The sequence below is a fragment of the Panacibacter microcysteis genome, assembly GCF_015831355.1.
In the GTDB taxonomy this organism is placed as follows: Bacteria; Bacteroidota; Bacteroidia; order Chitinophagales; family Chitinophagaceae; genus Panacibacter; species Panacibacter microcysteis.
The window spans coordinates 2,450,931-2,471,087 of record NZ_JADWYR010000001.1 but is presented as its reverse complement, the minus strand read 5'-3'; the positions used below and the strand labels follow the sequence as shown (position 1 = coordinate 2,471,087).

Genomic DNA, 20,157 nt, shown 5'->3' with positions numbered 1-20,157 from the left:
GGCGCTTAGTTCACGTTCAACCTGATTAGGTTGATGAAATCATCAAACAAGTAGCGGCTGTCATGTGGACCCGGCGTGCTTTCCGGGTGATATTGCACACTGAAAGCAGGTTTACCTTTGATGCGGATTCCCTCTATGCTGTCGTCATTCAAATTCACATGCGTAATCTCTACATCGGGGTGGTTTCGAACAGCTTCAGGCAGCACACCAAAACCGTGGTTCTGCGTGGTTATCTCGCAACGGCCCGTAATAATATTCTTTACAGGATGATTTAACCCGCGATGACCGTGGTGCATCTTGAATGTTGGAATATCATTTGCCAGTGCCAGCAACTGGTGACCAAGACAGATACCAAATACCGGCTTGTTTTCTTTCAGTATTTCTTTTAATGTCTCTACAGCATATGGCATGGCTGCAGGATCACCGGGGCCGTTTGATATGAAATATCCATCCGGGTTAAATTCTTTAACCCGGCTTAAAGGCGTTTTTGCCGGGTGTACTTTTACATATACTCCGCGATCTGCAAGGCAGGTAAGAATATTTCTTTTTACACCATAATCCATCACCGCAACTTTAATTGGCGCGGCAGGATCTCCCAGCTCATATTCCTCCTGCGTGCTTACAACACTGGCCAGTTCAAGACCATCCATATCAGGCACTTTGGCAAGTGCTGCTTTCAATTGCTCAACATCTAATATCTCTGATGATATAATACAGTTCATAGCCCCTTTGGTACGTATATGTGCTACCAATGCCCGTGTATCAACCGCTTCTATCGAGACAATTTCATTTGCTTTCAGGTACGCATCCAGGCTGTCTGTTGCCTGGTAGCGGCTAAATTTATCTTCCAGGTTTCGGCCGATAAGACCTCGTATTTTTACGCTGCTGCTCTCCGTATCTGCATCTTTTACACCATAGTTTCCTACATGCACGCTATTCATTATCAAAATCTGCCCGTAATAGCTCGGGTCTGTAAACACTTCCTGGTAGCCCGTCATGCCGGTATTAAAACATATTTCGCCGGTAGTGGTACCAATTTTTCCAAAAGCCTTACCATAAAATACATTTCCATCAGCTAACAATAAAACGGCTGGTTGTTGTGAATTTGGCATTGTTTAATTTTCTGGTTTCAGTTTGCAAAAAAAGAATATGATTTTCAAAAATTGTCAAAAAGTTTGTCACAGTTTTTCAGCCGGATCAATATGCTTATGCCAAAGACTGATCTCCGTCTTGCTCAAATGTCTTCTACAGTTGAAGAGTGCGACGCAACAAAAGCTAAATACTTATTCTACAGTCCGGCTAATAAAGAGCTCTTTATAAAATAACACGCAACAAAAAAGGCAAAACCGGTAAACGATCTTGCCTTTTGTATTTTAAAACTGCTTCATTTCTTATTCAGCAGCTTTTTCTTCTGTTTTTGGTTTTTCAACCACTTCTGCTTCAGTTGTTTCAACAGCAGCTTCAGCTTTAGGGCTGTCTGCTTTCTTTGCAGTACCTGCTCCACCGCGACCACGACGTGTTTTCTTAGCTGGTTCAGTAGCTTTATCAGCACCTTTACCGTAAACATCGTTGAAGTCAACCAGTTCAATCATTGCAAGTTCTGCATTATCACCAGGGCGAATGCCTAATTTAAGTATTCTTGAGTAACCACCCGGGCGGCCGGCAACCTTTGGTGCAACTACAGTAAACAGTTCTTTTACTGCTATTTTATCACCAAGATAGCTAAACACTACCCTGTGCTGGTGCATAATCTGCTCTGGAGAAGCAGTCTTCTTGGTTTTTGTAATCAATGGCTCAACATAACCACGTAACGCTTTAGCTTTTGCCAGAGTAGTTACAATACGTTTGTGAACGATTAACTGGCTTGCAAGGTTTGCAAGCAACGCTTCTCTGTGTGCCTTTTTACGGCCAAGATTGTTGATTTTGTCTCCGTGACGCATGACGTTTGTTGTTTATAGCCTTGTACCGTGTCAAGGAATTACAAGACTGTTATGAATTGTACGAGCTAAAAGCTCAGCACATTATTATCTGTCTAAATCATCAAGACCTAGTTTGCCAAGATCCATACCGAAGTGCAGACCTCTTTCGCTAAGTACCTGTTCTATTTCGCTTAAAGATTTCTGACCGAAGTTGCGGAACTTCATCAGGTCTTCCTGCTCATACTGTACCAGTTCGCTTAAAGAATTAATTTTGGCAGCTTTCAGGCAGTTGAAGGCACGTACAGAAAGATCAAGGTCTTCAAGTGGTGTTTTCAATACTTTGCGTAACTGAAGCACCTGCTCATCAACAACATCTTCTTTCTTGTCTTCTTTGCTGTCGAAAGTGATGTTTTCATCAGTAATGATCATCAAATGCTGGATCAATATTCTTGAAGCCTGTTTTACAGCTTCTTCAGGATGTATGGTACCATCTGTAGCCACATCAAGAACCAATTTTTCATAGTCGGTTCTTTGCTCTACGCGGTAGTTTTCTACTGCGTATTTTACATTCTTGATTGGCGTATGAATAGAGTCGATAGGAATGTATCCGAAAGGAGCATCTTTAACTTTATTCTCTTCAGAAGGAATATAACCACGTCCACGGGCGATGGTCAATTCTATATCAAGTCTTGCAGATGTATCCATGGTGCAGATGGAAAGCTCAGGATTCATTACCTCAAAGCTTTGGGTACCTTCACCAATCATGGCTGCAGTAAATTCAGTTTTATTTTTTACGCTGAGTAAAACTTTTTCGTTGATCACTTCATGATCAACTTTTTTACGAAAACGAACCTGCTTCAGGTTGAGGATCATTTCAGTAACATCTTCGGTTACACCTTTGATGGTTGCAAACTCGTGGTCTACACCTTCTATTTTAATGCCGGTGATAGCATATCCTTCCAAACTATTCAGTAACACCCTGCGCAATGCGTTACCGATAGTTAAGCCATAACCAGGCTCTAAAGGACGAAATTCAAACTGACCTTCAAAATCGGTTGCTTTTTGTAAAACGATTTTGTCTGGCTTCTGAAAGTTTAATATGGCCATATTAAAACTTGGGTTTTATTGTTTGCCCCAGGTCGGCAAAATGACCTGGGAAATTTTTGACTATTTATGATACCGGCTTTTGTTCCCTGTGGCATCGCCTGTTGCGTCGCAATCCGTTCATCATTCTGTACACTTTTCAGCTTCAGCCTGCGGATCGAACTCCCCCGGGAAAATGCAGGATTACTTAGAGTACAACTCTACGATCAGTTGTTCCTTAATATTTTCAGGAACGCTTTCTCTTTCAGGATAAGTAATGAAAGTACCCTGCTTCTCAGTATCATTCCAATCCAACCAGCTAAACTTAGGGTTTTTACCGCGGATCATGCTGGTAATAGCACTGTTACCATTGCTCTTGTCTTTAAGTGCAATAATGTCACCCGCCTGTAACTGGAAAGAAGGAATATTCACGATCTCACCATTTACAGTAATGTGTTTGTGGCTAACCAACTGGCGTGCAGCGGGGCGTGAAGGAGCAATACCCAGGCGGAAAACAGTATTATCCAAACGTGCTTCAAGCAGTTTGATAAGGTTTTCGCCGGTAACACCTTTAATACGTGCAGCCTCTTCGAATGTATTGCGGAACTGACGCTCCAATACACCGTAAGTATATTTAGCTTTCTGTTTTTCTTTCAGCTGTAAAGCATATTCTCCTAACTGTTTACGCTTTTTTGCAGCGCCATGCTGACCGGGAGGATTGCTGTTTTTATCTAACCATTTACCATTTCCAAGAATAGGTTCGCCAAATTTTCGGCTGATCTTGGTTTTAGGACCATTGTAACGTGCCATAATCTTTTAAATTTTGATTTTTTGATGACGATGTATAATCAGTAAAAATCTTAAAATGAATTATACATCCGGTTATTGATAAGCAGGTTTTACCTGTATCGTGTTGAGGATGAAAACATCCGTTACAGCACAGGTAATAAACCATATTAACTATACTCTTCTTTTCTTTGGAGGACGACAACCATTGTGCGGCAAAGGGGTAACGTCTTTAATCATTGATACTTCAATGCCGTTTGTAGCCAGTCCGCGGATGGCGCTTTCGCGACCTGCGCCAGGACCTTTTACAAAAACGTCCACTCTTTTTAAACCTGCTTCAGAAGCAACTTTAGCTGCATCTGCGGCAGCCATTTGTGCTGCATAAGGAGTGTTCTTTTTAGAACCTTTGAAACCCATTTTACCGGCAGATGACCAGCTGATAACCTGGCCTTGCTTGTTGGTAAGAGATACGATGATGTTGTTGAAAGTTGCATTGATATGCGCATCGCCGTGTGCATCAACTTTTACAATTCTTTTCTTGGCAGCAGCCTTTGCGCTGTTCTGTGCCTTTACTGGTTTTGCCATAATACTTTGTTGAGGTAATCTTCTGTTATTAAAATGTAGCCCCTCCTTTTTCCTTTTTGCAGGAAACTATCCAGCGGCTTTATATAAAAATGCAAAAAAACAATCCCGATACAGATCGGGACTGCTTTTTTGCAAATGTTTATTTCTTAGGTGCCTTCTTTTTACCGGCAACTGTTTTACGTTTACCTTTTCTTGTACGGCTGTTGGTACGTGTACGCTGACCACGAACCGGCAAGCCTTTACGGTGACGAAGACCGCGGTAGCAGGCAATATCCAGTAAGCGTTTAATGCTCATCTGAACTTCGCTGCGTAACTGGCCTTCTACTTTGAACTCATTTGTGATGAGGTTACGGATAGCAGCCAGCTCATCATCGTTCCACTCACTTACTTTCTTATCGTAGCTGATTTCAGCATTATCAAGTATATAACGAGCAGTAGAGCGACCTATTCCGAAAATATAGGTTAAACCAATTTCGCCTCTTTTATTCTTTGGTAAGTCTATACCGGCAATACGTGCCATAGTGTATTAATTTCTGATTTTAAGATTTCTGATTACAGATTGCATCAGTTGCAACCTGTCATTTTTTTATCCCTGTCTTTGTTTGTAACGGGGATTCTTTTTGTTGATAACATACAGCTTGCCTTTACGACGAACGATCTTGCAATCTGCGCTGCGCTTTTTTACTGATGCTCTGACTTTCATGACTTAAAATTTTAGCTTTCCAGCTTTCAGCGTAAGCTGTAAGCTTTTATTTATACCTGAATATAATTCTGCCTCTTGTAAGATCATAAGGACTCATTTCCACACCTACCTTATCGCCGGGAAGAATTCTTATGTAATTCATTCTCATTTTCCCTGAAATAGTAGCCAAAATCTCGTGACCATTCTGAAGTTTTACTTTGAACATAGCGTTGCTCAAAGCTTCAATAATTACTCCATCCTGTTTGATCAATGATTGTTTAGACATAATTTTTGGGAGCGCAAAGATAGAAGTTTGCAACTGAATAATGAAAAAATTATCAGATTTTTTCCCCGTATTGTGGAAAAAGAAAGCAAAAGTAGGTGTTTTTTACTTCGGATGATTCGATTTTGATCGCTGTAGTGCAATAATGCTCTACAGATGAACGGATTGCGACGCAACAGGCGATGCCATGAAATACCACTGCCGGTATCAAAAAAAATTTCAGGATTTGATGTGTTGCCAAAAAGATATCTGACATACTGGGCATGTATTCCATTGCTACATTTGCGCGATGGAACTTGCAGCAAAAGACCGGCTTTATGTATGGCACCCGTTTACCCCGCAAAAAGATATGATTGCCCCCGTGCCGATTGTAAAGGGAAAAGATACATTGCTAATAGATGAAAGTGGCAACACTTATATTGACGCTATCAGCAGTTGGTGGGTTACATTACATGGACACGGCAACGAGTACATAGCAAAGAAAATATATACGCAGGCCCTCAAGCTTGAACAAGTGATTTTTGCCGGATTTACCCACGAACCGGCTGTTGAACTTGCCGAAAAACTGATACGCATTCTTCCCGCGGGTTTTGCAAAAGTGTTTTATAGCGACAACGGCTCTACTTCTACAGAAGTTGCCCTTAAAATGGCATTGCAGTATTGGTGGAACACGAAAACAGAAGGCAAAGCAGTAGATACAGAGAACAGTCCACCGGATGGAGTAACCAGGAGCCATAATAAAAGAAACAAAATTCTTGCTTTTAGAAACAGTTACCACGGAGACACTTTTGGGGCAATGAGCGTAAGCGACCGTAGCGTTTTTACGCTGGCTTTCCATGACCTTTTGTTTGAGGTTACTTTTATTGATACGCCTTCTAAAGAGAACCTAAGGCAAAGCCTGGACTTGATTAACAGGCAAGGCAATGAAATCGCTGCTTTTATTTATGAGCCTCTGGTGCAGGGTGCGGGTGGAATGAAAATGTACGATGCTGGCCTGATGAATGAATTACTTGCAACAGTAAAAAGGTATGACATCATTTGCATTGCAGACGAGGTTATGACAGGCTTTGGCCGGACGGGAAAACTTTTTGCCAGTGAATTCCTGGCTCATAAACCTGATATTATTTGCTTGAGTAAAGGCCTTACCGGCGGAACGATGGCCCTTGGCGTTACAGCAAGTACGGACAGTATTTACCAGGCATATGTAAACGATGATAAGCTCAAAACTTTTTTTCACGGTCATTCTTTTACAGCTAACCCTTTAGCATGTACGGCTGCCATAGCCAGCCTGGAACTTTTCGAACAATACAGTGTGCAGGATAAAATAGCCTGGCTGGCAAAAGAAAATGAACAATTTGGCAAAAGATTACAATCTAACTATGGAAGCATATGCCGGAACATTCGTGTATTGGGCACTATCCTCGCTTTTGACCTTGCCATAGGAAGGAATGAATACCTGAACAACATTGCTGGTGTAGTGACGGACATGGCTATGAAGGCGGGTGTTTACATAAGACCGTTGGGAAACGTGGTGTATATAATGCCGCCCTATTGCATTACAGCTTATGAACTGGAAAAAGTGTATAACACAATCGAAGCTATTATCAGTAGTATTTCAACAAACGCTTAACTGTTGCTAAACAGGGTGTCTTTAAAGTAGTCTGACAGGTTGGTTATTTCTCCTTTTTCGTTAAACAGTATTTCAGTAACAATCCTGTTTTTGTAGTTGCTGCCATTACGGAATGCGCCCCATGAACTGGAAAAGTAAACACACTGGTTATCGGCCACCTCAAAAATCTTTTCAATTTGCCAGTTTAACTCTTTATAACGTGAAAAAATAGCCCGGAACAATACCAGGATTTTATTTTTTCCTTTTACAGGGTTTGCAGGCGGTATCCACACAACACTTTCAGGTGTAAACCATTTTTCCAGTTGCTGCGGATCTCTTTTCTGAAGATCATGCATAAAAGCGATACAGTAATTTGAGGTTGGTTGCATACCCCATGTACGAAAACATGATGCAACAGGTTTTCACCATTTGGCCACAATTTTAAAATTTAAAAGTCTTGGCGTTAACCGGTTTGGCATGGCAAAAGTGTTATTTGAAAAATCTTTAATAAGCTGGTAACTGATTGTATTTGCACGATCCACCACATTGAAAATTTCCAGGGATGCCCATATATTCTCAAAATTTTTAAAAGGAGAATGGCTGCGCCGTTTACTTTCAGCCGCCAGCAACTGTGCACTGAAACCAATATCAACACGGAGATAAGGAGGTATTTCCAGCGCATTGCGATAGCGCGCATTACCGGGAATATTAAATGGCATGTTACTGCCAAACAGTGTACTGAAGTAAACTTTAAAGTTTTTATTTGTGCTCAGGTAATCCTGGAAAAACATGCCAAATGTAACAAGCCGGTCTGTGGGGCGACGCAGGTAGCCTATGCTGTTGATAACACTGTCTGCGGGAACTTTGTCAGGTGTGTTCGGGCCAATAATATCGCCATTCGCGTTTTTATAAACAGTGTACGTATCGCCTTCGAGGTCTTCTTTTGTACGCATGATACCAAGACTGATCCAGCTTTCAGCATCTTTCACCAGTTCTCCGAATAATCTTGTTTCAATGCCTGCTGCATATGCCTTTGCGCTGTTTGCGCCGTAATAACGCAAGCGAACGTTGTCTATGTCATAAGGCACTACATCTGTCATGTATTTGTAATATGCTTCGGCCGTAAATCTTGCAGGACGTTTAAACAATGTAAAATGCTGATCTATGCCCAATGTAGCCTGGTAACTTTTCTGAGATTTCAGATTGTAGTTGATAGTACCATCATACCTGCGCATTTCCCTGTAAAAAGGCGGTTGTACATACACGCCCGCCGCACCTTTGATAACTACATCTTTCCGCCAGCTTTTTGGCTTTAGCGAAAAACCAATACGCGGCGAAACGAGCAGCTCCTTGTTCAAAGTATTGTAATTGTATCTTATACCCGCGTTGAGCACAAAACCGGCAGAATCCTTAAAACGGATATTATCCTGCACATAACCGCTAAACCTGGTTACACCAAAATCTGCGCTGCTTTTTATTGAGCTGGACAGGTTGAGACTACCTGGCACATAAGGCAACGAGTAACCCGCAGAATCATTGTACACCCATTCATGCAGTTTATCGCTGATCATTTGTCTTTCTATTGTATTGCCCCATTGTATAAAGTGACTGCCTTTATCCAGGCTACCTTTATGGGCCGCACTCCATATATTTATGTTCAGCGCGTTTCGTGCGTAAAGCTGGTTTACACCGGCACCCAGCGGATTTATTACCCCGCCTGTTGTACCGGTTGATGGATCATACTCTCTTTCGCCAAAAAGATAAGCGCCAGTTATGTCTATATTCTCTGCTTCATTGTCATTAAAGTAACCCAACATCCATTTTAGTTGTAATCGCCTGCCTGGCTGGTTTACCGCGGTAAGACCAACAAAACTGGTACTGTAACGGTCTTTTTCATGCCCCTCAAAAAAAATATCGAGGCCAAGGTTTTGGGAATACAAAGGAGAAAATACAGAAGACGTTAGCTGGCTTTCTGTTGGTGTTAAACTAAACTTTGCCTGAGACAAATTAGCCAGTGCTTCAAAGCGCCATCTATCACCCGCCTGCCAGGTTATGAGTGTTTGAAGATCTGCAGATGCAGGAATGTAATTTCCTTTCGTTTGCTGGCTGCTTACAAGGTTCTGGTTGGTTCTGTTGCGCACCCCTAAGAGATAGGTAACTTTACCTTTGTTCGCCACACCTTCCAGGTGAAAACCCTGCTCCAGTAAACCAAGATAAGCAGAGCCGCCATTGCGTGTTGGCTTTTTATATGTAACATCAAGTACTGAGCTCATCTTATCACCGTATCTCGCCTGGAAGCCTCCATTATAAAATTTTACGCCACTGGTAAGTTCAGGGTTAATAAAACTAAGTCCTTCCTGCTGCCCGCTTCTTACAAGGTAAGGGCGGTACACTTCAAAATCGTTTACATAAATAAGGTTCTCATCATAGCTGCCACCGCGCACTGAATATTGGGAAGTAAGTTCATTGTTACTGCCAACAAAAAACTTTATCAATCCTTCAATACCACCAATGGGCGATGGATTAAGCAATGCCTTAGACGCATCTATATTAATAAGGCCCGCCTGCTTCCTGTCGCGCTCATCTTTTACAGTTACAGCTTCGAGTTCTTTTACTGCATGCAAAAGCTTTATGTTTACCCGTTCTTCTTCCCCTACACTTAAATAGAATTTTTTTTGCACACTAATAAAACCTGTAAAGCTAAACACGAGCGCTACCGCTTTATTAGGCTGAACTTCCAGTTGAAAATAACCGGAATCACTGGTAATAGTATTTTTTGTAAGGTTAAGTACCTGCACCGTAACACCTGCAAGCGGCTGATCGTTTTCATCGGTTACTTTACCGCTGACCAAAGCTGTTTTCTTTTGTGCAAAAAGATGGATGGAAATTAAACAACAGGCAAACAGTAAAACACGCTTACTCAATTCACTTAACATGCAGTTCATTTGGGTTTGAAGATAGGGAGATATTTTTGTTTACAAGCCAGTGGAACCAGTGGCATCGCCTGTTGTGTCACTCACTTGTACGTTCCGTTTTTTATGGCAACTGCGGCGATGTGTTTTAGGCTAAGTGCTTCAGCCTGCTGTGTCAATTTTTGTTGGTTAGTGGCATGGCGGCACTGTTATCAATACGCTTCAATCTTCGCGTTTGCTGCATATAGCATCTACTGTACAAGAGTGCGACGCAACAAAAGCCACATACTTATTCTTTTGCCGGGCTCATATAAAAACACTACAAGTTATACAACGATTCTATGATTGCTTTGGGATCTTTTGCATTGAACACCGTACTACCCGCCACCAGCACATCTGTACCGGCGGCAACAATACCTGCAGCGTTTTCCATTGTTACGCCTCCGTCTATTTCAATGAGCGTGGAAAGGCCGCGATTGGTGATCATTTGCTTTAATTGTTTTATTTTATGTAGTGTGTAGGGAATAAATTTTTGGCCGCCAAAACCTGGATTTACACTCATCAGGTTTACGACATCTACATCCTGCAGAATATCTTCGAGAAGTGCCACAGGTGTATGCGGGTTAACGGCTACACCGGCCTTCATGCCCAGTTCTTTGATCTGCTGAATGTTGCGGTGCAGGTTGGGGCAGGCCTCAATATGAACAGTCAGTACATCAGCGCCGGCTTTTTTAAATGCTTCTGCGTAGCGGCCGGGCTCAACAATCATTAGGTGCACATCACATATCTTCCTGGTTGTTTTCCTGATGTGCTCCACTACGGGCAAACCATAACTGATGTTGGGTACAAAGACACCATCCATTATATCCAGGTGAAACCATCCGGCTTTACTTTCATCAACCATTTTACATGCCTGTTCCAATCTTAAAAAATCTGATGCCAAAAATGATGGTGCTACTATTGCCATGTGTATAAAATTTCAGGTTACAAGATACAAAAGATACGATGGAAGCGCCGGTAACCAAGGTTGGGAACAGCGTAAAAAGGTTGCAGTTATTATTCCACCCTTTTTAGCGCCTCAGTAATCTTGGCATCACCTTTTTCCAGGTTCAATGCCTGTTTAAATCGCAATGCTGCGCTGTCTTTTACCTGCATCATCTCGTAACACCGGCCCTGCCAATAGTAAGTATCTGCATCGAGGGCATTAATGGTGGAGGCAAATTTAAAAACGCTCAAGGCTTCCTGGTATGCTTTGTTATCAAAATACACCAGGCCTTTTTCAATGTATGCGGGCATGTAAGTGTAGTCATTGGCTATGCAATTGTCGAAGAAAGCCAATGCTTTCTCTTTATTGTTTGTGCGTGCATTGTAAATGCCTGCAATAAAATCTGCATGCGCATCGTAATCGCGGCCAAGAGCCAGCCGTTTTACATTGGTACAAATCAGCAATGCTCTTTCATTCTTCTGCTCTGCGTATAAGTTGGCAAGACCGAGCATTGCATCAGCCGAAGGATATATACGTAACGCTTTGTCATAACTCTCCATAGCCATTATGGTGTCGCCTGCATCTTCAGCTATGCGTCCTTTGGTGTACCACAACCCATAATTGGTGGTATCTTTCATAATAAGACTGTCCATATGTTCAAGCGCCGGTTTATACGCCCCAATACTGTCCAGCGCTGCAGCCAGTTTCAGGCGAAGTCCCGCACTGTCGGGGTTGGCTTTTACGCGGGACTCCAATTCAACAATGTAAGGTGGAAGTGGTTTACCTGCGGCAGCAGTTGTATCATCCTGTTTGCCCGCTGAATCTTCTTTTTCTGCACAGGACGCAAACAAGGATATACCTAAAACTATGATGATGCTTACTCTGGTCATGCTGCAAAAATAATTGTAGTTTCTGTTTATGACGATTTTCTGACCAATGCCATCTAACCATAACCATATTTTTGCAAAAAAATTTAATATGACGTTCTACTGCCAAAAAGCTATTGCGCTTTTTTGTGTACTTAATACGATTGCCGCTTCTTCGGGTGCCCAGGTCGTTTCAGACACACTGCACTACACGGATGAAAAGCATTTTAAAAACATACAGCAACTGACTTTTGGCGGTGATAACGCAGAAGCATACTGGAGTTACGATGGTAAGCAAATTATTTTTCAGCGAACCAATGCAAAAGAAGGCGTACTATGCGACCAGATGTTTACCGGTGCATTACCTGCCATGGGTGAAAAGTTTACCTACAAAATGGTAAGCAGCGGTAAAGGCCGCACAACCTGCGGTTATTTTCTGCCCGATGGCAAACATGTTGTTTATGCCTCCACTCATAAGGGTGCAGATACATGCCCACCCCCACCCGACCGCGCTAAGTTTGGCAACCGGTATATATGGCCGGTATATGAATCGTACGATATTTTTCTTGCTACCACAGATGGTAAAATTGTGAAGCAGCTAACCACGGAACCCGGCTACGATGCAGAGGCAACGCTTTCTCCGGATGGTAAGACCATGCTTTTTACATCTATACGTAATGGTGATCTAGACCTGTACACCATGGACCTGGAGACCTATAAAGTAAAACAACTAACCACTGAACTGGGTTATGATGGCGGTGCATGGTTTAGTTCCGATGGTAAAAAAATTGTATGGCGTGCAAGCAGGCCAAAGACCGGAGAAGAAATTAAAGAGTACAAAGAGCTCCTTGCACAAGGCATGGTGGCACCAACAAAAATGGAAGTATTTGTTGCAAATGCAGATGGCACAGGTGTAAAGCAGGTTACTCAACTTGGCCAGGCAAACTGGGCACCTAATTTTACGCCAGACAGCAAACGCATTATCTTTTGCAGCAATCATGAATATAAAAGAGGTTTTCCTTTCAACATGTACCTTATAAATTTTGATGGCTCCGGGCTGGAAAAAATAAGTCGCGACAAGGGTTTTGACGCATTCCCTATGTTTAGCCCTGATGGGAAAAAAATCATTTTTGCTTCTAACCGCAACAACGGTGGCACAAGAGACACCAATCTTTTCGTTGCAGATTGGGTGGAATAACGATAATGTTTACACCATAATAATGCTTTAGAATTTTTTATTTGGGGTGGCAGGTTTAGATTTGCCAAAACACAAGCATCATGTATACAGGATTATTACACCTTCATAATGTACTGCGCTGGGTTATATTGATACTGCTGGTAGTAAATATCATCAAGATTGCAACAGGCACAGGCAAAGCAACTTTTAGCAAATGGTTATTAATTGCAGCACACACCACGTTGCTGATCGGCTTATACCAATATTTTGCCGGCGGCAGTGGTTATGCATACATCGAGCGCTATGGCATGGGTGAAGTAATGAAAACACCGGAATACCGTTTCTGGGCAGTAGAGCACATTACAGGAATGATCGTCGCCATCATCTTTATTACAATTGGTCACGTGGGTCTTAAACGGGGCAACACCAAAAAAGCAAATATGTTTTTTGTGCTTGCGTTGATCCTTATTCTTGCAGTTGTTCCATGGCCGTTCAGAGATGGCATTGGAAGACCAAGGCCACTGTTACCGGGTATGACACCTGCTGAAACATCAATGATTGTTTCGCCGGCAGCAGCGCAACATACTTCGCTGTAATCTTCGCATTGCTCCACTACTTCCTGCAGTTGAAGAGTGCGACGCAACGAAAGCTCAATAGCAATTCAACAGACTGGTTCATAAAAAAAATCCCGCTACAATAAATAGCGGGATTTTTTTGTGTTACCGGCAGCAGTATTTTATGGCATCACCTGTTGCGTCGCACTCCTGTGCTGTAAATGTTATGGCAGCTGTTACGCCGGGAACATGGTTTTCATAACTGCAATAAACTGTTTCATATCGTCCATGTTGCCAAAGCTAACCCTGGCCCATTTGCCATCAGGGTAATCATTGGAGCGCACCAGTATATTGCGCTGCAACATATCTGCCGCAAAGTCTCCCTTGTAGTTACCAAGATTGAAGAACATAAAGTTGGTATAAGATGGAATGCAATGAAATTTCATTTGCACCAGCGCATCGTAAGTATATTGTCTTGCTGCAGCATTTTTCTCTCTGGTCATGGTGCGGTGTGCCGCATCTTTTAAACTTGCCATGGCGGCATATTGAGCAAGGTTACTCACGCTATACTGCGGATTATCAAAATAGCCTGCCTGCAATTTTTTGATGGTATCTGCATGCGCAAATACATACCCTATACGCAAACCTGCCATACCATGAATTTTAGAGAACGTACCCATCACAATGATGTTGGGATGATCTTCTATAAGGCCCAGCATTGACTCGTTATACGGCGCATCAGGAAAATCTATGTAGGCTTCATCAATTAATACCATTGCTTTCCCGGAAGCTTCTATGCAGAAGTTCTTCAAGGCATCAGGCTTTAATACCGTGGCCGTTGGATTGGCGGGGTTGCAAATGTAAACCAGTGAAGTCTTGGCTGTAACAGCCTTTTGCATGGCCTCGAGATCGTGTACTTTACCTGCGGTTAACGGTACTTCAATTACTTCCATGCCCAGCTTCCTGGCAGTAGTTGGCAAAATGCCAAAGGTGGGTGTGGCTGTTACAAGATTTCCGTTACTGTATTGTCTTGCCAGCAAACGCAGGCCTTCGCCAGAACCGGGCATTATGATGGTTTGCTCCGGTGTTACATGGTAAAAATCAGCCAGCTCTTTTTTAAATGTTTGTATTAATGGAACATTGCCGGAGTAGCGGTTAGCGTAGGGCATTATTTCTTTGATTGCTTCTTTTGCCTTTTCACTAATGCCATATGGATTTTCGTTTGCACCAAGAATGACAAGGCCCGTCTGCGGCTCAAAATTATATGGCATATAATCTTCGCCTGCTATAGAGCGAAGCGAGAAACCAAGACCCAAAGCTGCCAGCGATGAATGTTTCAACCATTTCCGTCTTGCAAAGTTTGTCATAAGCCGTTATTTATATTTATGGTTTAAGTTACAAAAAAAGCCACATGCATGGTTTACATATGGCTTTTAGTTAGTATCATTAATCGTTCTACAACTCCTCTATCTTAATATCTTTCCAACGCACTTTTATACCGCCTCCATCATGTATCTGCAATGCAATAAAACCATTGCCTTCTCCAATTTTGGCATCTTTCAAATAGACCATTTTATGACCATTTAACCATGTGGTTACTTCATCGCCTTTTACTTCCAGTTTGTATTCGTTCCACTCGCCTTCCTTCAAATATTTTTCATCTTCAGCTTTTGGCTGAATAAGCCAGCCACGTCCATATGATTCGTAGATACCGCCGGTGTGCTGGTTGAGCGGTGCTACTTCTGCCTGCCACCCGCTGATCTTTGTACCTTCAATAGAAGAGCGGAAGAATACCCCGCTGTTACCGTTTGCTTCCTGCTTAAACTTTAATGTAAGAACAAAATTCTTATAATTTTTAGCGGTAGATAAATAACCATATCCCTTATCAGGTCCACTTTCACAAATCATTTCTCCGTTCTCAACGTACCATTTTTCAGTTCCATGTATGTTCCAGCCCGTTAAATCTTTACCATTAAAGAGGGAAACTTTTTTCTGTGCCTTAACAACCACTGCAAGCGAAAACAACAGACATACAGCGAGCAATTTTTTCATAGTAAAATAATTTTGAGAAAGGTAAAGCATTTGAGGGTATCAAACTTGTTGAATATTATCAAATACCACGCAGCAGATGCACTAACAGGCGATGCGATTGTGCCATTACAAATACTCCTGTAAGGCCTCCGCAATTTTTCTGTCATTGCTCAGGCGCGGTAATTTATTTTGCCCGCCAAGTTTACCGATCGATTTCATATAATCAATAAACCCGTTTTTCCTGACTGGTGTAATTTTTAGTTTCTGAAGGATGTTGCCTGTAATAAGATCGTCGTAGTAAACATTTTTTGCACGCAGGTTATCATCGACCTTTTCTAAAAAACGCCCAAGGTCTTCGGGCCTGTTTTCGAATTCTATAAACCATTCGTGAAAGCTTTTCCCTTTACCCTGCTCTACCATGGGTGCAACGGTAAATTCAATGATCTTTACATTTTCCTCTTCTGCAGCTTTCATCAGCGCATGTTCCACTTCTTCGCCTATTACGTGTTCGCCAAAAGCTGATATATAATGTTTGGTCCTGCCGCTTACCACAAGCCGGTATGGTTTGGTAGAAATAAATTTTACAGTATCACCAATGTTATAAGCCCACATACCGGCATTACTGCTTACAATAAGTGCATAGTTTTCGCCCTCTTTTACTTCTGCTAGGCTTAACCTTGTTGGGTTTTCATTAAATATTTCGCCGGCCGGCACAAATTCGAAAAATATGCCTGAATTGGTATTGAGCAACAAGCCCTGTTCGCGGTAATTGTCCTGGAATGCAAAAAAACCTTCGCTTGCGGGGTAAAGTTCAACACAATCTACTTTGCGGCCTATGCTTTCATATAATTTGGCTTTATATGGCTCAAAATTTACTCCACCCTGTACCATTACACGAAAATTCGGAAACAGGTCGCCAACCTTCTTCCCAGATCTTTCCACCAGCTTGTCAAAATACATCTGCATCCACGGTGGAATACCGCTTATCAGCGTCATATTTTGGTCGATCGTTTCATTAATGATCGCATCCAGCTTTGTTTCCCAGTCTTCTATACAGTTGGTCTCGTAAGATGGCAGCTGGTTACTGCGCAGGTAGCGCGGCACATGGTGATTTACAATACCGCTCAGCCGCCCGGTTGGTATACCTGCTATCCTGTCCAGCACAGGCGAGCCACTCAGAAAGATAAGCTTACCACTCGCAAATTCAACGTTGCCCGAATGCATCATATAGCATAAAAGGGCATTCCTGGCAGTGTTGATATGATTTGGTATCGACTCGTTGGTAATAGGAATGTATTTCACGCCGCTTGTTGTACCACTTGTTTTAGCCAGGTATATAGGTTTGCCTTTCCAGAGTACGTGTTGCTTTCCTTCTTTAATTTTCTCAATATATGGCTTAATCTCTTCGTAATCCCGGATGGGCACCATTTTCCTGAAGTCGTCGTAAGACGAGATATTATCAAATCCATGATCCTTACCAAAAACAGTGTTACGGGCAGTTTTGATCAGGCTTTTGAAAATATCCTGCTGGTCTGCCACCGCAGTTTCCATTCCCCTGGTGATCTTGTTATATATGTGCCTGGCAAACGGACGGGCTAAAATCGACTTTACATTCATGATAGCAGGATAAAACAATACACAAAAAACAAAATTAACGATACCGTATCAGCAAAATGCAAATGACCGTTAATTTTGACGGCTTTCATAACTTTTTTGGAGCCGGCATCAGCACATTACCCGGCACCTGTTGTGTCACTCACTGCACCGTTTGGGCCATTTTTCGGCTGCAGCGTTGCGGTTTAAGGCTCCTGAAAAAAATTAAAAGGCCAAAAAGCCAGAATTTTGAAGAATTTTCCTGCGCGAATTGCTTTCCATAATCACTAAACCATTACCTTTGCCGTCCTAATTTTGGAAAGTTATGTTTGCAGTAGTAAAAATAGCAGGTCAGCAATTTAAGGTTCAGGAAGGTCAAAACCTGTACGTTCCTCACCTGCAGGGCAAAAGCGGTGACAAAGTTGAATTCAGTGAAGTGTTGCTTGTAGATAACAACGGCAGTTTTACTGTAGGAAGCGATGTAAAAGCAATCGTGAAAGCCGAAATCGTAAGCGATCTTGTACAAGGCGATAAAGTGATAGCCTTTAAAATGAAAAGAAGAAAAGGCTTCCGTAAAAAACACGGTCACAGAACGCACTACACACAAATCAAAATCGAAAGCATAGCATAAAAAGTATAGGCCTTAGAACAAATTATCTGTTTGTTTCAGACTTTACTTTTTATTTAAAACTCATTTTATATGGCACACAAAAAAGGTGAAGGCAGCGTTAAGAACGGACGTGACTCACAAAGCAAACGCTTAGGCGTTAAAATATTCGGCGGTCAGCCGGCAATTTCAGGAAACATTATCCTGAAACAAAGAGGAACAGTTTATCATCCTGGCAAAAATGTTGGTGTTGGCAAAGACTATACATTGTTTGCCTTGACGGATGGTGTGGTAGAATTCAAAAAAGGTAGAAACGACAAGACAACTGTGTCAGTTTTACCGGTTGAGGCTACTGCATAAGTTTTTTTTGGCAGTTATCATAAGTTTTTTTTATTTTTACGATTATTTACTAACCATTTAAATTTTAAAAACATGGCAACTGCAAAAAAAGCAGCTCCTAAAAAGGCTGCTGCAAAAAAAGCTGCTCCTAAAAAAGCTGCTGCAAAGAAAGCCGCTCCTAAAAAAGCCGCTGTTAAAAAAGCTGCTCCTAAAAAAGCTGCAAAGAAAGCTGCTCCTAAAAAAGCCGCTAAAAAGTAATCTTACAGCTTTCAAAAGCACAATAGATTTAAAGTCCCGGGGGTTAGCTCCGGGATTTTTATTTTATCCCACATCACTTGCCATCCTCACGTGCAAGGTCTTTCAACGTCTAAAACTTTACTGCAAAGAATATTTCTATCCATCTCATCAGGCATTCTAGCCGGAGAAAATTACTTTTGATTCTTTCAACTAACGTTTATGGATAATTACACAATTGCTGATAATTTCTCTCTGCTGGCAAAACTCATGGACATACATGGTGAAAACAGTTTTAAAACCAAATCATACTCATCTGCTGCTTTTACCATAGAAAAACTTCCGGTCGAATTAGCAACACTACCAGCCGAAAAGATCTTTGCCATAAAAGGGGTTGGTGAAAACATTGGAAAAAAAATCATTGAACAAATAACGACAGGGCGCCTTGAGCTGCTGGATGAATACATAGAAAAAACGCCACCCGGCATACAGGAAATGATGACCATAAAAGGTATCGGACCAAAAAAAATAGCGGTAATATGGAAAGAACTGGAAGTGGAGAGTCTGGGAGAATTACTGTACGCCTGTAATGAAAACCGCCTGACCTTGTACAAAGGCTTCGGAGAAAAGACACAACAGAACATTAAAGAATCAATAGAATTCTTTTTGAGTAACAAAGGCAGTTATCTTTTTGCCCAGATTGAGCAATACGCAGCTCAGGTTGACGATAAACTAAAGACCGTTTTCAAAGATCAGCAGTTTGAACTGGCAGGAGACTTCAGGCGGCACCTTGAAATAATAGAAAAAATTGAGTGGGTTACAACGACCGATACAAAAACGTTGCGTGATTTCTTTATAGCCAACGAATTTGAAATTGTTGTGAATGCAGCAACAGAAAGCGCCTTTAAAGGAAAGGAAAATGTTTTATTGGTTTTTTACCATAGCACGCCCCAAAAATTTTATCAAACGCTTTTTGAAAAAAGCTGTTCACCTGAATTTCTGGAAGCATGGGTTGATATGACCGCCTTTAATGAAACATACACTTCTGAAGCTGACATATTTTTGAGTTGCAATAAACCTGTAGTGCCTGCCTTTTTGCGTGAAAGAAAAACAATACTTAACAGCACCATACCTGAAGTAATACAAGCTAATGATATAACCGGTATTATTCACTGCCACAGTAAGTGGAGCGATGGAGCGAATACGCTGGCTGATATGGCACTTGCTGCAAAAAACAAAGGGCTGCAATTTCTGGTGATCAGCGACCACTCAAAAACCGCCTTTTATGCACAGGGCCTAACAGAAGATAGATTAATTGCACAACACAAAGAAATTGACGAACTGAATGCCCGGTTGTTACCGTTTAAAATATATAAAAGCATAGAGTCTGACATTCTTAATGATGGCAGCCTTGACTATAGCAAGGATGTGCTGGAAAGTTTTGATCTTGTAATAGCTTCTGTACACGCTAACCTGAAGATGAAGGAAGACAAAGCTATGATGCGACTGATCAATGCTATTGAAAATCCTTATACTACGATCCTGGGACATATGACAGGCCGTCTCCTGCTAAGCCGGAGTGGCTACCCGGTGGACCATAAAAAAATAATTGATGCCTGCGCGGCAAACAATGTTGTTATAGAATTAAACGCACACCCCAAGCGTCTGGATATCGACTGGCGCTGGCTGCATTACTGCCTTGAAAAAAATGTACTGATCTCAATCGACCCGGATGCGCATAGCATAGAAGGCTTTAATGATGTCCGCTATGGAGTAATGGCTGCACAAAAAGGTGGCATTACAAAAGAGCGTAACCTAAGCAGTTTTTCCCTGGCTGACTTTGAAGCATTCCTTGCGCAGCAACGCACTAAGCGCACATGATGTAATCATTATCAATATTGATTGACCATGT

22 protein-coding genes are annotated in these 20,157 nt (G+C 41.9%); 7 read left to right on the top strand and 15 right to left on the bottom strand.

Annotation, left to right across the window (positions count from 1 at the left end; translation table 11 throughout):
• Positions 1-5: 5 nt before the first annotated feature.
• The 8 genes from carA to infA all read right to left on the bottom strand — a co-directional run bounded on the left by carA (position 6) and on the right by infA (position 5,341).
• Positions 6-1,112: a glutamine-hydrolyzing carbamoyl-phosphate synthase small subunit gene (gene carA, locus I5907_RS10050; protein WP_196990581.1), complete on the bottom strand. Its 1,107-nt coding sequence runs from the start codon at positions 1,110-1,112 to the stop codon at positions 6-8.
• Positions 1,113-1,391: 279 nt separating this feature from the next.
• A complete protein-coding gene (gene rplQ / locus I5907_RS10045; protein ID WP_196990580.1) occupies positions 1,392-1,940 on the bottom strand; it encodes a 50S ribosomal protein L17 in 549 nt (182 codons plus the stop codon).
• An 84-nt stretch (positions 1,941-2,024) separates the two neighbouring features.
• Positions 2,025-3,026, bottom strand: a complete 1,002-nt coding sequence (locus I5907_RS10040) for a DNA-directed RNA polymerase subunit alpha (RefSeq protein WP_196990579.1) — start codon at positions 3,024-3,026, stop codon at positions 2,025-2,027.
• A gap of 180 nt (positions 3,027-3,206) precedes the next feature.
• The gene (rpsD, locus tag I5907_RS10035; protein WP_196990578.1) at positions 3,207-3,812 is read right to left on the bottom strand and encodes a 30S ribosomal protein S4; all 606 of its coding nucleotides are present in this window, start codon (positions 3,810-3,812) and stop codon (positions 3,207-3,209) included.
• 150 nt (positions 3,813-3,962) lie between these two features.
• Complete coding sequence (rpsK, locus tag I5907_RS10030) at positions 3,963-4,373, bottom strand: 30S ribosomal protein S11 (RefSeq protein ID WP_196990577.1); 411 nt, start codon at positions 4,371-4,373, stop codon at positions 3,963-3,965.
• A gap of 139 nt (positions 4,374-4,512) precedes the next feature.
• Positions 4,513-4,893, bottom strand: coding sequence for a 30S ribosomal protein S13 (rpsM, locus tag I5907_RS10025; protein WP_196990576.1), 381 nt, complete (start codon positions 4,891-4,893; stop codon positions 4,513-4,515).
• Positions 4,894-4,959: 66 nt separating this feature from the next.
• Entirely contained in the window at positions 4,960-5,076 is a 117-nt protein-coding gene (ykgO, locus tag I5907_RS10020) for a type B 50S ribosomal protein L36 (RefSeq protein WP_196990575.1), read from the bottom strand.
• Between the two features lie 46 nt (positions 5,077-5,122).
• Positions 5,123-5,341, bottom strand: a complete 219-nt coding sequence (gene infA / locus I5907_RS10015) for a translation initiation factor IF-1 (protein ID WP_196990574.1) — start codon at positions 5,339-5,341, stop codon at positions 5,123-5,125.
• A 286-nt stretch (positions 5,342-5,627) separates the two neighbouring features.
• Between infA and bioA the strand changes: the two genes are divergently transcribed.
• Positions 5,628-6,968, top strand: a complete 1,341-nt coding sequence (gene bioA / locus I5907_RS10010; RefSeq protein WP_196990573.1) for an adenosylmethionine--8-amino-7-oxononanoate transaminase — start codon at positions 5,628-5,630, stop codon at positions 6,966-6,968.
• Here the strand turns inward: bioA and I5907_RS10005 are convergent.
• From I5907_RS10005 to I5907_RS09990, 4 genes are all read right to left on the bottom strand, one after another.
• Positions 6,965-7,303 (bottom strand): nuclear transport factor 2 family protein, encoded by a 339-nt coding sequence (locus I5907_RS10005; RefSeq protein ID WP_196990572.1) that lies wholly within the window; start codon positions 7,301-7,303, stop codon positions 6,965-6,967. The two genes, bioA and I5907_RS10005, sit on opposite strands and share 4 nt — an antisense overlap.
• A gap of 66 nt (positions 7,304-7,369) precedes the next feature.
• On the bottom strand, positions 7,370-9,883 hold the full coding sequence (locus I5907_RS10000; protein WP_196990571.1) for a TonB-dependent receptor: 2,514 nt from the start codon (positions 9,881-9,883) through the stop codon (positions 7,370-7,372).
• Positions 9,884-10,178: 295 nt separating this feature from the next.
• On the bottom strand, positions 10,179-10,826 hold the full coding sequence (gene rpe / locus I5907_RS09995; protein WP_196990570.1) for a ribulose-phosphate 3-epimerase: 648 nt from the start codon (positions 10,824-10,826) through the stop codon (positions 10,179-10,181).
• An 89-nt stretch (positions 10,827-10,915) separates the two neighbouring features.
• A complete protein-coding gene (locus tag I5907_RS09990) occupies positions 10,916-11,734 on the bottom strand; it encodes a tetratricopeptide repeat protein (protein ID WP_196990569.1) in 819 nt (272 codons plus the stop codon).
• 88 nt (positions 11,735-11,822) lie between these two features.
• On the opposite strand from I5907_RS09990, the gene I5907_RS09985 reads away from it, so the two are divergent.
• Together I5907_RS09985 and I5907_RS09980 are read left to right on the top strand one after the other, a co-directional pair.
• Complete coding sequence (locus I5907_RS09985; protein ID WP_196990568.1) at positions 11,823-12,908, top strand: TolB family protein; 1,086 nt, start codon at positions 11,823-11,825, stop codon at positions 12,906-12,908.
• Positions 12,909-12,988: 80 nt separating this feature from the next.
• Positions 12,989-13,483, top strand: coding sequence for a hypothetical protein (locus I5907_RS09980; protein WP_196990567.1), 495 nt, complete (start codon positions 12,989-12,991; stop codon positions 13,481-13,483).
• 194 nt (positions 13,484-13,677) lie between these two features.
• On the opposite strand, the gene I5907_RS09975 is transcribed toward I5907_RS09980, so the two are convergent.
• From I5907_RS09975 to I5907_RS09965, 3 genes are all read right to left on the bottom strand, one after another.
• Positions 13,678-14,808, bottom strand: coding sequence for a pyridoxal phosphate-dependent aminotransferase (locus I5907_RS09975; protein ID WP_196990566.1), 1,131 nt, complete (start codon positions 14,806-14,808; stop codon positions 13,678-13,680).
• An 88-nt stretch (positions 14,809-14,896) separates the two neighbouring features.
• Positions 14,897-15,493, bottom strand: coding sequence for a 3-keto-disaccharide hydrolase (locus I5907_RS09970; protein WP_196990565.1), 597 nt, complete (start codon positions 15,491-15,493; stop codon positions 14,897-14,899).
• A 105-nt stretch (positions 15,494-15,598) separates the two neighbouring features.
• Complete coding sequence (locus I5907_RS09965) at positions 15,599-17,089, bottom strand: GH3 auxin-responsive promoter family protein (protein ID WP_196990564.1); 1,491 nt, start codon at positions 17,087-17,089, stop codon at positions 15,599-15,601.
• Positions 17,090-17,390: 301 nt separating this feature from the next.
• On the opposite strand from I5907_RS09965, the gene rplU reads away from it, so the two are divergent.
• The 4 genes from rplU (at position 17,391) to I5907_RS09945 (ending at position 20,126) form a co-directional block, all read left to right on the top strand.
• Positions 17,391-17,696 (top strand): 50S ribosomal protein L21, encoded by a 306-nt coding sequence (gene rplU / locus I5907_RS09960; protein ID WP_196990563.1) that lies wholly within the window; start codon positions 17,391-17,393, stop codon positions 17,694-17,696.
• Between the two features lie 69 nt (positions 17,697-17,765).
• Positions 17,766-18,032: a 50S ribosomal protein L27 gene (rpmA, locus tag I5907_RS09955; RefSeq protein WP_196990562.1), complete on the top strand. Its 267-nt coding sequence runs from the start codon at positions 17,766-17,768 to the stop codon at positions 18,030-18,032.
• Positions 18,033-18,104: 72 nt separating this feature from the next.
• Positions 18,105-18,269 (top strand): hypothetical protein, encoded by a 165-nt coding sequence (locus I5907_RS09950; protein WP_196990561.1) that lies wholly within the window; start codon positions 18,105-18,107, stop codon positions 18,267-18,269.
• A 198-nt stretch (positions 18,270-18,467) separates the two neighbouring features.
• Positions 18,468-20,126, top strand: coding sequence for a DNA polymerase/3'-5' exonuclease PolX (locus I5907_RS09945; protein ID WP_196990560.1), 1,659 nt, complete (start codon positions 18,468-18,470; stop codon positions 20,124-20,126).
• The last annotated feature ends 31 nt before the right edge of the window (positions 20,127-20,157 follow it).